This is a genomic window from Aureliella helgolandensis, assembly GCF_007752135.1.
Taxonomy (GTDB): Bacteria; Planctomycetota; Planctomycetia; order Pirellulales; family Pirellulaceae; genus Aureliella; species Aureliella helgolandensis.
In genome coordinates this window covers 6927658-6940452 of the sequence record NZ_CP036298.1, presented here as the reverse complement: position 1 = coordinate 6940452, position 12795 = coordinate 6927658, and the positions used below count along the sequence as shown (strand labels likewise).

12 protein-coding genes are annotated in these 12795 nt (G+C 56.2%); 1 reads left to right on the top strand and 11 read right to left on the bottom strand.

All coding sequences use genetic code 11. From position 1 onward, the window contains the following. Window positions 1-269: 269 nt before the first annotated feature. The 7 genes from Q31a_RS24565 to Q31a_RS24535 all read right to left on the bottom strand — a co-directional run bounded on the left by Q31a_RS24565 (window position 270) and on the right by Q31a_RS24535 (window position 6581). On the bottom strand, window positions 270-992 hold the full coding sequence (locus Q31a_RS24565; RefSeq protein ID WP_145083800.1) for a YebC/PmpR family DNA-binding transcriptional regulator: 723 nt from the start codon (window positions 990-992) through the stop codon (window positions 270-272). A gap of 39 nt (window positions 993-1031) precedes the next feature. Next, the gene (locus tag Q31a_RS24560; protein ID WP_145083797.1) at window positions 1032-1808 is read right to left on the bottom strand and encodes a hypothetical protein; all 777 of its coding nucleotides are present in this window, start codon (window positions 1806-1808) and stop codon (window positions 1032-1034) included. A gap of 39 nt (window positions 1809-1847) precedes the next feature. Then, on the bottom strand, window positions 1848-3560 hold the full coding sequence (locus Q31a_RS24555) for a TlpA family protein disulfide reductase (RefSeq protein WP_145083794.1): 1713 nt from the start codon (window positions 3558-3560) through the stop codon (window positions 1848-1850). Window positions 3561-3686: 126 nt separating this feature from the next. Further along, entirely contained in the window at window positions 3687-4853 is a 1167-nt protein-coding gene (locus Q31a_RS24550) for a TlpA family protein disulfide reductase (RefSeq protein ID WP_145083791.1), read from the bottom strand. A gap of 284 nt (window positions 4854-5137) precedes the next feature. Next, window positions 5138-5485: a hypothetical protein gene (locus tag Q31a_RS24545; protein WP_145083788.1), complete on the bottom strand. Its 348-nt coding sequence runs from the start codon at window positions 5483-5485 to the stop codon at window positions 5138-5140. A 175-nt stretch (window positions 5486-5660) separates the two neighbouring features. After that, on the bottom strand, window positions 5661-6041 hold the full coding sequence (locus tag Q31a_RS24540) for a hypothetical protein (protein WP_145083784.1): 381 nt from the start codon (window positions 6039-6041) through the stop codon (window positions 5661-5663). 75 nt (window positions 6042-6116) lie between these two features. Continuing rightward, window positions 6117-6581 (bottom strand): ferritin-like domain-containing protein, encoded by a 465-nt coding sequence (locus Q31a_RS24535; protein WP_145083781.1) that lies wholly within the window; start codon window positions 6579-6581, stop codon window positions 6117-6119. Between the two features lie 245 nt (window positions 6582-6826). Between Q31a_RS24535 and mgtE the strand changes: the two genes are divergently transcribed. Further along, window positions 6827-8182, top strand: coding sequence for a magnesium transporter (mgtE, locus tag Q31a_RS24530; RefSeq protein ID WP_145083778.1), 1356 nt, complete (start codon window positions 6827-6829; stop codon window positions 8180-8182). Window positions 8183-8217: 35 nt separating this feature from the next. Here the strand turns inward: mgtE and Q31a_RS24525 are convergent, their stop codons facing one another. The 4 genes from Q31a_RS24525 to Q31a_RS24510 form a co-directional block, all read right to left on the bottom strand. After that, on the bottom strand, window positions 8218-10299 hold the full coding sequence (locus Q31a_RS24525) for a TonB-dependent receptor plug domain-containing protein (protein ID WP_145083775.1): 2082 nt from the start codon (window positions 10297-10299) through the stop codon (window positions 8218-8220). Window positions 10300-10465: 166 nt separating this feature from the next. Next, on the bottom strand, window positions 10466-10801 hold the full coding sequence (locus Q31a_RS24520) for a hypothetical protein (protein ID WP_145083773.1): 336 nt from the start codon (window positions 10799-10801) through the stop codon (window positions 10466-10468). A gap of 152 nt (window positions 10802-10953) precedes the next feature. Then, the gene (dapA, locus tag Q31a_RS24515; protein WP_145083770.1) at window positions 10954-11850 is read right to left on the bottom strand and encodes a 4-hydroxy-tetrahydrodipicolinate synthase; all 897 of its coding nucleotides are present in this window, start codon (window positions 11848-11850) and stop codon (window positions 10954-10956) included. Window positions 11851-11914: 64 nt separating this feature from the next. Further along, a complete protein-coding gene (locus tag Q31a_RS24510; RefSeq protein WP_145083767.1) occupies window positions 11915-12658 on the bottom strand; it encodes a pyridoxine 5'-phosphate synthase in 744 nt (247 codons plus the stop codon). Window positions 12659-12795: the final 137 nt, after the last annotated feature.

Sequence of the window (12795 nt, the reverse complement as noted above, 5' to 3'; positions counted from 1 at the left end):
GCTTGGTTGAGAAATAACACAACTCGAAGAGATGAGCATGATGGACACGAGCTAACTTGCTGGCCAACAATCCGACCAAGTAAGACTTTCAGCCGCCAATTCGAAAAAATTTCGTGGTTGGAATACCAAAAGAGTCCGTTGGTGAAAAAACTTCACAGCCTAGCTGCGGAATTCTGTTTCGGCAGCTTGGTTGGTCGCGGAGTGTGGCGCGCATCCGCTCCCTAATTCCTCAGCATTGCGGTCCGGTGCGCAGCTCGATTGGAGGCGAGCTATTTGGGCAAAATGGCATTGTGGTAAATGTCTTGGACGTCATCGCAATCGTTGAGCATGTTGATGAACTTCTCGAACATTGGGAGGTCGTCGCTGCTGATATCCGTATTCGTTTGCGGGACGAACGAGATTTCTTCCACGGCCAGTTCAACGTCGGGGAAGGCTTCATGGAAGGCATTCTTGGCCTTAAAGAACTCCGTGGCCGGGGCGAACAGAATGATTTGGCCGTCTTTGCACTCAACCTCGGTTATATCCACGTCCGCGGCCATCATGGCTTCCAGGACCGCCTCTTCATCGTCACCTTGGAACGCTAGGATGGCGAAGTGATCAAAGAGGTGTGCGACGGAACCGGGCGCTCCCATCTTGGAACCGGTCTTGGTGAAGCAGTTGCGGACGTCGGTAATGGTGCGATTGTTGTTGTCGGTGAGGCAATCGATAATGATGGAGCACCCGCCGGGACCGAATCCCTCGTAACGTGCGAGTACAAAGGTCTCCCCCCCTGCCCCGTTTGCTTTTTCAAGTGCCTTTTCGATCACATGACTGGGAACCTGATCGCGTTTGGCCTTCTCGATGAGACTTCGCAGGGAGGGATTGGCGGTGGGATCGGCCCCTCCATTCTTGGCCATGACGTACAGTTGCTTCCCGTACTTCGAGTACAGCTTTGATTTTTGGCCCGCTGTCTTAGCCATCGATGCCTTGCGAACTTCGAAACTTCTACCCATCGTGTTTGTCTCGTAACAGAATTTAGAATGACTTGAACGTTAGAGCTCACGGATCAATAAGTTAGCGGCCATTTCTCGTAGTTGATTGGCCATGTTCAACATCTCTCTGGCTCCGTTGCGGTCGCCGTCGCGCGCCATAGCTCCAGCTTCTGCCGCGATGCGTCGGGCCGATTCACAGAGCGCGGCGGTCGTCTTGAGGCGACTGTTCAAACGCGAATAGTAATCGTCGTTGGGGCTGATGGGGAGGCTTGGTCGCGCCTTTGGCTGAGAGGGAAAACGCGGTATGGGAGGAGCTGCATCGTCTTCCATGCTCAAGAGCCCCTGGCTGGTGGTCTGGTTGGAAATCATTTCCTTAAGCTCTTGGTAGACCGGATTCCCTTCGTAGCTGGAGGAGCCATCCTCCAGCGGGGAGCTGGGAGGAAACTGCAGGGCCGAGGGCTCATTGTCCAATTCCGTAGAGTCCAGGGCGAGTGGGTCTGGTGGACGAGAGCCACTGGCTGGCGTTTCTGGATGCTCACGCAAGCTGGGAGCTGAGTCCGCTGGATCGCTGCGCGACTGCTGGCTGCGATCGGCCGAATCGGTCTCCGCTGGCGGAAGAGTGTTGCCGCGAGCTCGGTCTTGGTCGTTGCGTGAGTCGGGGGCAGCAGCGGGGACGACGGTGCCCAGCGCTGTGGCCTTCTCCGCGGACTCCGCGGCGGTGTCGGTGGTTGTCGTTTGAGCAGATGCAAGGTGTTGCAATGCGGACGAGGCGACCAGCATTACGTTGACCAACAGCAGTCCGCCGCACAGGATAAACCAACGAGGGATATTCATCATTTCAGGTTTCACTCTAGTTTTTTGGGAATCTGAATTGGGCTATTCGGAGGCCTGTGCTGGAGCGGCCGCCAGCAACTCTCGCACCTTGGGAATAATGTTTTCACCACGTACGTGGATGGCGGCCACTTTGCCTTCGGTGTCGATCAATAGCATAAATGGAATCATATTGATACCGAACTGCTTCGCAAACGAGGCTTTAAAACCTGCCGCGTTGGGATCTTGGGAGTGAAAGGTGCGCCATGGGAGTTTCTGTTGAGTCACAATGGCTTGGGCCGCATCAAACTTGTCATCCATATTTACCCCGACCACTTCAAACCCCTCGGCATGCAGTTCTTCATAGGCGCGGCGAATGTTCGGGATTTCTTGCAGGCATGGCTTGCACCAAGACGCCCAGAAATCGACCAAGACCACTTTTCCTTGGAAGTCGTCCCACACCAGTGGTTGGTCGGAAAAATCGACGACATCGTTCAATGGCAGCGGTTGTCCCACCAAGGCGCCCCGCGCTTCGTGAGCACTCACCACCGACTCAATGGCTTGACGCTGCTGTTCGGTCGCCTCGATCGTGGGCATGGATTCGCGTACCACCGTCGCAAGCTGCTGGCTGACTGCGAGGTGCCCGTTGTACTCTACATTGCCGATCATCCCCGAGATTTGTTCGAGAGTCGTGGCATTGGGGTGGGCAGCGATCAATTTGCGTGCGCCACGATCGATGGCTTCCAGATCGACTTGGGGGCTTCCGATGGAGTTCATCGTGGTCACAAATTCTTCAACCGCTGCACTGTCTCGGGTTGCGAGCGCCCAGGCTTGGCCTCGCAATTGAGGATCATCCGAATTCAAGTATTCGCTGGTTAGGATCTCCATGACCCGCTGCGCTGCGTCCGCAAATCCCATTTGGTCCAGGACTTGGGCTGCATTCTGTAGCGTCATAAATTCGGGGAAGTTGCGATCTTCCGGTCGCGCGAAAAGCCCCTCGGCCTGAGCGAGCAGCGCGTTGGGGTCGGATTTTAGGCCGTTCTGAAGTGCTTGAACTTCAAATCCCATCAACACCACGCGGCTTTGGTGCGCTAAATCGGGATCGTCGGTTTGAGACAGTTTTCCCGCGAAACGCTCCAGCTCTTTGGCTGCTTCAACATCTCGCAATCCACTCAGGTGAGACAGGGCGACCAATTGGGCCAGCAGCCCAGCGCGAACCTGGCTTGTCGTTGCCTCAGCGGCAGTTGCAAGACGTTGGCCAGCCGCGAGTTTCATGCGTCCCAAACGCAAGCCTGCAGAGACGTAAACCTCTTCGGGAACCATATTCGACGCCCCGTAGCGGACAAGGTCCTGGAGCGCGTAATCCACGTCGGTGAGGTGCTGGACCAATTCCTCAGGGGCGTTGGTTGGATTCTCCTGCAGCGTCATGAAGGGGCGCGATTGGAATTCGGCTTCCGCGATTGGCTGGCTGTTGGCTGCCGCAGACTCCGGCTTCGAATCTGCACCACTGCTCGCAGGGAGTTCGCTGGAGACGCTCTGAGCAGAGTCCGCGTCTGTCGGTGTCGGTGTGTTCGCTGGGGAAGCGTTTTCGGTGGTGTGCGTTGAAGCGGCAGCTGGGGCCGCATTGCCGGGTATGGGGGCTTCGCCGGTTGCCTCCGTGGCATTGGGCTGTCCAGCCGCGTTGCTGGCTGTCTCCGGTTGGACTTTGTTGCAGCCCAGTTGGAGTCCGAGCACGATAGAAAGTGAAACTACGGCGGAGATGTGCGGGGAGAGGCCCATAATATTCGTCTCTGAGTTAAGTGGCTGGCGAGGGAAGAAGGTTCCCGATCGCGGGTAGCTGCACTGGTGGACAACAAGTTGCAGAAGGAGGTGGCTGGTCCGCGGTTTGCGTCACCTCGGTTTCGACTATTGGGGATCCGGTTTGGCCGCAGCGGGCTCAGCTGAAACCGCGGGAGGGGCGGCTGGCGTCGGCGAGTCAAACAGCAATTGCATCAGTCGATCGAGCTCTGCGCCACGAGCTTCCAGTGATACGACCGTGCCTTCCTTATTGAGCAGCAAGATGCAGGGCAAGGTTGAGACGCCAAACTTCATCTGGAGGCGAGCCAACGGGTCTTCGGCGTTGTCGTGGATTACCGGCCAAGGTAGATCTGCTTTTGCAAGAAATTGCTGAAGTGCTTCGGTATCTTCATCGATGCTGATCGTGAGGATGCGCAATCCGCGGTCGTAGTATTTTGCATAGTGATTCTTCAAACGCGGTACCTCCAGCAGGCATGGTTCGCACCAGGTAGCCAAAAAGTCCACCAATACATACTGGCCAGCAAAGTCCTCGGTTGCTATCTCTTTACCGTCGAGCGACTTGGCCTGCAGTTCGAATTTATTTCCAAGCAAGTCGAGCCGCCTGATAGAGGCTTGGAGTGTAAGACGCAGTTGTTGCATCTCTTCCCGCTCATCTTCCTTGAGCAAATCATCCAGCAATTGATAGGTGTCACGAGCCGGTTGTTTATTGGCTTGGAGTTCGATCATGGCTGCGGCCAGCATGCCGGTCTGAATGTCTTGCAGCTGCAGTTTCTTGCGAGCTTTCAGAAAATTGTGTACCTGTTCGACCGTTCTTTTCTTGGCGTCCTCGCCAAAATAGGTCATCAGGGCAACCGATGAGCTAATGGCATCGAGTTCCGCTTGTTGAAAGCGAGGCGAGCTCTGGTCGCTTTCGAGCAACTTGATCAATCGCTTGGACGCGTCACGAATGGCGTTTTGCATCGCCTGATACTCTTGAGGAGAGGACGGACGCATGCTTTTGGCGCGCTTGACGACCGCTTCCAATGCGTCAGCGTCCGCATTGTCGGCAATGGAGAGGTCAACCGGAGCCGCATTGCCTGTCGCTGCATTGCCGGTCGCTACGGTGCCGGGTTGTTGTGCAAATCCGCAGGGAAGTGTCCCCCAGCTGGCAAGGCTGCAGCAGGCCAGAGCCAGCCAACGACACGCGGCGTTGCTCCGAAGTCGCGAAATTTCAGTTCTTGAAGTCCAAGTCGACGGAATCCAAGCGCACGGAATCTTGCGGTTTGATGAAGGCATGGGGGGCTTCGTGGGCAGAGCGGCGATGAAGTGGAAGCGATCACCCTGGAATCTCGGGCCATTGAGGCCACTGGAAATCCAGCCGGGCAATCGTGACGTCGCTCAATTCTAGCGGTGTTGAGGGCAAAACCCAAGTCGGCAAACTTAAGTCGACAAACTCAAGTTCCCGCGTCCTGGAAGCCAAGTTCAGGGACGCGGGACTGGTTTGCTAGCATTTCTCAACCCTTGAACCCTCCCTACTATCGTCAGCAGACCGACACGGGGGAGGCTGTCAGGGATGCGGGTTAGCGCCAGTAGCGAACGCGGTACCAGCCGTCGGCGCCGCGAGCTACTGCATCGGCCACGAGGGTCATGCCGCCGCCCGGGGTGCAAGTGGGAGCATTGGAGCTCGACGAGCTCCAACCGACGCCACAAAAACGAACTCCAGAAATCGTTCCGCGAACGTGTCCCTTGTAACCACGCGAGGCCATTGCGGTAGCTTCCGACTGTGCCTCAGCTTGCAAGCTGTTTCCTAAGACTTGAGGTTGGGTGTGAACGACACCACATCGAGGGCACACTTGTTGCGCCAGCGCGGTGCCGGCGAGCCCTAGTGATACGGTGATTCCCAATACGAAACCGAAGATCGATCGCATTTTGCACTCCCTTATTCGTTGAGTTAAAAACTCGGCACTCGGGGCCAACCCAGTGTTCGCTCAGCCGATGCCCGCGACGATTGTGCTTACCAGAAGCGTTGCTAAGGGATCACGCAAGTGCCGCAGCTAGGGGGTGGCTAGCAAATCCGTTGCTTCATTGGGTGGTTGGAGGGCATTACTGGCGGTTAAGGCGGTTGCGGGCACCCGTGGTCGCGCGCTGATTCTCCTCGGTTTTTTCAGAATCTCGCTGGGCGTACCCATCGTCGTACGGCGTCTCCCGTGGGGACTCAGCCCAACGGGGGCCCTGTGCGAGGGCAGCCCCCGAGCGATAGTCGGGTGCGCAGGGAAGCTTGGTTGGCAGGGAAGCTTGGTTGGCGCGACAGAGTGATTCGGGGGCTGCCTGTGTAGCAAAGTGGGGAATGCCCAAAGAATCGCCAGGCCGCAGCATAGCAACTTGCGATCTCAACAAGTCGGTGCACGCGTAGCGGTCTCGTGGGGCTTGCACGCTTTGAGTTGCTAAAGGAGGCAAGTCGCTGACGCCGCTCTGTTGCAGCATTGGTTGGTTTCGAGCACGCGCCCTGAGGCGGATTGCTTCAAACCCGAAGGCTGGGGGAGCAATAGCAAAGCGGAACTAAGCTTTTTCGTACTCGGTCAGAAAACCCTTGAACTCGCGTCGATGATGCTGCTCGTCGGCCAGGATGGTAATGCACATGTCCTGAGTTACGTAGTCAAAACCATCACACAGCTTAATGATTTTGGTGTACTGTTCGCACGCGCCGTGTTCAGCGTCGATGACCCCTTTGATGACAGCGACTAAATCGGTCGAATCGGCGGGCGGTTGCAGCGTTTTTTGAGTTGCCTTGAATTCGAGGCTTCCGGGAAGCTTGCCTCCAATGGTTTTGATGCGATCGGCTAGCAGTTGGGCGTGTCCGACTTCGGCGGTGACGTCGGCAGCTAGGCTCTTCTTGATTTCTTCAGCCCGCACTCCATCCAAATGGACGCTGTTGGCGATGTAATTCATCACCGTTTCCAGTTCCATGAAATAGGCTACGGTCAATTCGTCGACGATCTGTTGGGTTTGAGCGTCAAGTGGCATGGGAATAATCCTCGCTAGTCCAGGGTTTAGGGGGGAATGAGGTTGATTGCAACCAAACTCCGATTCTACTGGGTTCCTCGGGGATTCCGAGGGTACGAGAGATCCGTGGGGTGTCTGCCTGCCGCTATCTAGCTCAGTTGCGATCCCTCTGGTACTGTACACGCCTGTCGATTCTCAGCCGACGCGTCTTCATTCCGCTGAGATGGTAAGAGTCCTGAGCAAGCATCGTTGGCGAAGCCTTCTTCATGATCAATACCCTCTTTTTACCCGAACTGCGCGAGATGTTGGTCGAGGACAACACCTCCGGGCTGCGCGAGTTTTGCACGGCACTCCACCCAGCGCGAACCGCGGAGTTCATGGAAGGCTTGGAGTCGAGTGAGGCATGGCGGGTGTTGCAGCATGCCGATCGCAAATTGCGGGCTGAGATTTTCAGCTACTTCGACTATGACCGCCAACTCGAAATGCTAGAGCGTGAAAACGAGCGGCAAGTTGCCGACTTGATCACTCATGTTCCCGCAGATGACGCTTGTGACCTGCTCAGCGAACTCCCCGATTCCCGAGTCGAACAGGTGTTGGCATTGGTGCCGGCCCCCGACCGACGCGATATCCGGCGTCTACAGACTTTTGCAGAGGGCACCGCTGGATCGATCATGACGACCGAGGCAGCTTGTCTCGATGAGCGTCTGACGGTTCGCGAAGCGCTTGAACAACTGAGTCGGCAGGCGGAGCATGTCGAGACGATCTACTACATTTATGTGGTGGATGAAACCAATCATCTACGGGGTGTCGTTAGCACGCGCATGTTGGTTTCTTCCTTTGGGAAGCAGCAGACAACTCTGGCAGAATTGATGGACACTGATATTTTGACGGTCCAGGCATCCGACGACCAGCAGGATGTGGCCAATATTGTTGCCAAGTACGACTTGTTAGCCATTCCGGTGGTCGATGCCCAGCGGCACATGTTGGGGATCATCACGCACGATGATGTGATCGATGTCGTTCTCGAGGAAGCTGCGGAAGATGTTCAGCGAATTGCGGCCGTTGAACCGCTGAAAGATAGCTATGCCCGCACCCCAATTCTCACGCTGACTTGGAAGCGAGGGATGTGGCTGGGGATCCTGTTTTTTGCCGGGCTCCTGACCGCCCTGGCGCTGCGCAGCTACGAGACTGAATTCGAATCGTTCGCTTGGCTGGTGTGGTTCATCCCGTTGATCATCGGTTCCGGCGGAAACTCCGGTGCGCAGTCCTCAACACTGATTATCGCTGCGATGGCCACCGGCGATGTAAAGGTAAGCGACTGGATGAAAATTATCTATCGCGAAGTAGCCACCGGTGTGCTGCTAGGCATTTTCCTGGGAGTGTTGGGACTGATCCCCGCCATGTATCTCGCGCCCACATGGCAAGCGGGTTGCATTGTCCCAATCACGGTCTTCTTCGTCGTGATTTGCGGGACATTTAGTGGCTCGATCTTGCCACTGCTCTTCCAGCGACTTGGCTGGGACCCGGCGTTGATGAGCAATCCCTTTGTCGCGGGGATCAACGACCTGCTCGGCATTGTGGTCTATGTCAACATCGCGCGGTTAATCCTGGGGCCTGTGTAGGACGAAGCGTGGCTGTGTGCATCGATGATGCAGTCCTAAAACTCCCAAGTCAATTGTCCGTACACACCGCGTTGCACCTCGGTGTGATTGCTGTAGACCGTAGCCAGGACTGAATCTTGCCGATGGGAATCCAGCAGATTTTGCCCTACTAGGCTGAGGTTGCAGTTGGGAGTCAGGCGACAGCCGAGGCGAAGATCGAGTGCGATGTACGATGGGGACTCCAAGCCTGGAATGTTATCCACATAACGTAGCGTGCTGTCCAGCTCAACATCTTCCGTAACATTCCACAGTGACTGAAAAGTAAGCTGGTTGCGAGTGTAAATCTGAGTCGCTTTTCCGTACAACGTCTCGGTCAGGTCCATGGCAATGAAGGAGTATCCCGAGGAAAAATTCCAACTTTCATCGGGCTGCCAGCGCGCGAACCATTCGGTACCGTAGGACGTGCCACTGGAGTCGTTGCGAAACTGGAGCGGCAAGATCGGCGGGGAGCCTGTCAGCCCCGCGGTGGCTGTGGGCACAATCAGGTCTTCGTAGCGATGGATAAAACCGACAGCATCCCACGAGAATACTTGATGGGGTTGGGCGCGATATCCCAACTCAAACGAAAGCAAGTCTTCCGCCTCCAGATTATCGTTTGGGGAAACGAGTACCGTGAGAGGTGAGTATTCGGTGGCCAAGCGAATCGTCAAATCGGACTCCGTTCGGTTGGGAGTTCGAATGGCGCGAGAAACCGCTCCCCAAACCACCTGACGATCGCTGATCGCATGAAGTAACCGCACCGTCGGCTGGTACTCGAACTGCGTATAGGTGTTGTGTTCGAATTTGCATCCTAGCACCAACTGCAGATCTTCGCGAAGTTCGATCTGATCCTGGAAGAATCCACTGTAGAGGTTGGTTTGACGAAGCGCAGGAGAAGCTTGGCTGCGATAGTCATATTCCGAATTTAGGGAGGTCCAAATGCATTGATAGCCGGTCCCCCACGTCCAAGTGTGATTCTCGAGCAGCTTGTACACGTGCTGAAAATCGACATCTAGAATGTCCTGGTCTGTAGCGAGCGTACTTGGCGATAGATGTCGGCGGTCGAAATAGGTTTGAAATGAATATTGGGAATCCTCGGAGAGCATTTCCCGCCACCGCAGGGAGGCAAAGCCACCATGGATTCGGTCATCGTAAGGCCCCTGCTCGATGAAGGGAGCGGTCGGGATGGGGGCATTGTCCACGTATTCGCCGAGGACCGCCGAATGCAATTCGGCCATTACTGTCAGGTGTTGAGTGTCGTGGTCATCGGAAGACCAATCCGCGCGTGTACCGACGCGTCCCATGCGCCAGTCGTCGGCAGCGATCGAATTACCAGAATACGCCCGGTCCCGCTCAAAGTGCTTTCCGTAAATACGGTAGTGGAGTCGATCTGAGAGTTGATTGCCGTGACGCAGCGAAGTGATCGTTTTGTCCTCACTCCCTCCACCTGCACTGATCAGGGTGCCTTGCGTTTGCGACGCATCCTTGGTGATGATGTTGATCACACCGTTCACTGCATTGGATCCCCAGACGCTCGCTCCTGGACCGCGAATGACTTCGATCCGCTCGATGTCTTCCAAGATGGCGTCTTGCTGGCCCCACGTGACCCCTGAGTGGGAGAGGGAGTAGAGAGAGCGACCATCCTGCAGCACGAGGAGCTTGTTGGCATATTCCCCGCTGAAGCCTCGCGATGAAACGGCCCATTTGTTGGCGGTCAGTCGCGCGACGGTGAGTCCTGGCACCAGACGCAAGGCCTCCGGAATACTGGTCGCGCCGCTGCGACGAATCATCTCATTGGTCAATACGAAGACGGCCGCGGGCGAGCGGCCAACCGTGCTCTCGCTACGCGTTACCGAGGTGACTTCCACGTCGAATGAATTGACGACGACATCCACTTTCCCGAGCGCTTCAATGTCGAGATCCAAGATGTCCTCAGAATCTAAATCCTCCGTCGCCAAATTTGCTGAGTTTGAATCTTCCGTGGTGGCAGGAGTGGGGGGCCGCGTTTGGCCAACCATCGTTCCCTGGAAGGCCATCGCTAACGCTAGGCTGCACAGCCAGATCCGAGCGTGGGCGAGACGCGTTTTCGCGTGGGTCACAATTGCCTCCCTGCAGTTGCCTGCGGTGCAATGAGTGCAAGCCACAGAATTGTAATTCTCCCTCTATCCCCTTCGGTATCGGGTCATCTCCTGTCGCCAGTTGGATTGCGGTGCCGCAATTGCGGTAAACCGTGCTGTCTGGAGTGGCCCGCGGGAGGGGGCGCTGCTAGGCAGGGGATTCGGAGGGGCCGAGGTAGAGATTAAGAATCTGACTCTGCACCTTGATGGCACGGATCAGGGTCCACAGATGGTCTGGAGAGAAATCGCAGGGAGAAGTGGCCGCCAGAGAATCGAGTTCATCGGCCACAGCCGCGTGTTGGTCGGACGATGCGCTCAGCTGCAGGGCAATCTCGTTGCACTGTTGCTGCAGCACCGCCCCATCTTCCAGCTCCTCCAGCCCAGGGTGCTGGAGTGAGAGCAGCAATGCCAGTCGCAGCAAATCTGAAGTGTCGTAAACAGGGTAAAGCTGTGCGAGTTGTTCAATGAGATGTGACGCATTCATCAATCGGCCGGCTCCATGAGGGCTGTATTGCATTCCGCCATACAGTACGTTACCTCATGGGGCACATTGCTCGGATCTCAGCTGAACGTTCGGAATCGGCCACGACGAGGAGCAACTTGCGCGAACATGCCGATTATGTCAGTGCCCCGGCACTAGGAGTTCAGCAGTCCGTAGTTGACGAGAGTTTTTCGCAGCGCTTTCGTCTGCTCTGCATCCAAGGGAGTCATCGGCAGCCGCAATTCCCCAGTGTCTCGCCCCAGGAGGGCCATTGCCATTTTGAGTGGGATTGGGTTGGTGCTCAGGCCAAGCATGTCACGGCAGAGTGGAAACAGCTTGTGGTGCCATTGTTGGGCGGTCGCAAAGTCGCCTGCCGCCGCCGCTGCAACCATGGCAATCACATCATGGGGCACTATGTTTCCCGCAACGGAGATAATCCCTTCTGCCCCGATGCTCATCATCGGAAGCGTTAGGCTGTCATCGCCGCTGAGCACCGTCAAGTTGGTTGTGTTGAGGATTTGGGAGCACTGATCCAGAGATCCCGTGGCTTCCTTGACCATGGTGATGTTTTCAATTTCAGCCAAGCGAGCGATCGTTTCGGGCTCGATGTTCTTCCCCGTTCTGCCGGGAATGTTGTAAACACAGATAGGCAACCCAACATCCTCAGCAACCGCTTTGAAGTGCTGGTAGAAACCCTCTTGGGTCGGTTTGTTGTAGTACGGGGCGACTTGCAGGGAAGCATCGGCCCCCTCCTTGGCCGCCCAGCGGGTGAGACGGATGGCTTCGGAGGTCGAATTGCTGCCTGTGCCGGCCATGACCTTGATCCGCCCAGCGACGATCTGCACGACTTCACTAATGACCCGCTCGTGCTCTTCGTGGGACAGAGTGGGGCATTCGCCAGTGGTGCCCACCGGAACAATACTGGTCGTACCCGCCTCAATTTGAAATTCCACTTGCTCCCGCAAGCGTCCCACGTCGAGCGCGTTGTCTTTGAGTGGGGTGACAATTGCGACGGATAGTCCAGCGTACTCGGAGCCTTTGCGTTGTGTCATGTGTCTAAAATTCGTAGGGTGAAGTATGTGCTGTAAAGTAGTATTGAGCGGGTAGCAGCGGAGGTTAAGGGGATTGCAAGGCGGGATAGGTGCTCGCTTGATCGACCAGCTGTTTCATCTCGGCGACAGCCTCACGAAGTCCCGTGAAAATGGCCCGCGCGATGATGCTATGCCCAATGTTCAATTCTCGCATGTTGGCGATCGCCGCCACGGGTTGAACGTTGAGGTAGTTTAGGCCGTGGCCAGCGTGGAGCTTCAGCCCCAATTCAACGGCGAGGCGTCCCGCTTCGATCAATCGTTGAAGCTCGCGTTGTTGCTCATCTCCCTTAGCCAGGGCGTAAGTTCCGGTGTGGAGTTCAATGGCGGCGACCCCTAATTCCGCTGATTTCTCGATTTGCGGCAAGTCGGGATCGATGAACAGGCTGACTGGTATTCCAACGCCATGCAGGCGTTCTACAGCACTGCGCACACGGGCTTCTTCTCCGATCACATCCAGTCCGCCTTCGGTCGTTACCTCCTCGCGCTTTTCAGGCACGAGGGTTGCTTGGTCGGGAATGGTTCGGCAAGCGATGTCGACAATTTCAGCCTCGCACGCCATCTCTAGATTCAACCCGCTGGGCACCGTCTCACGCAGAATTCGCACATCGCGATCGATAATATGCCGACGGTCTTCGCGCAAGTGAATGGTGATAACTTTCGCACCACCCAAAAGTGCCTGCCCTGCGGCGAGTACGGGATCGGGTTCATAGGTTCGACGCGCTTGTCGAACGGTGGCAACGTGGTCAATATTGACACCCAGATACGCCATGTTTGATTCTTACTTCCAACGGAAACGGGGGACCGCGATTCGGCCCACCCAGCCAGCTCAACAACTCCCTAGGGAGACCGTCCGCCCTAGTTGCTGAAGTTGCTCAAATATTAACACCCGACATGCAATTCGCCTAT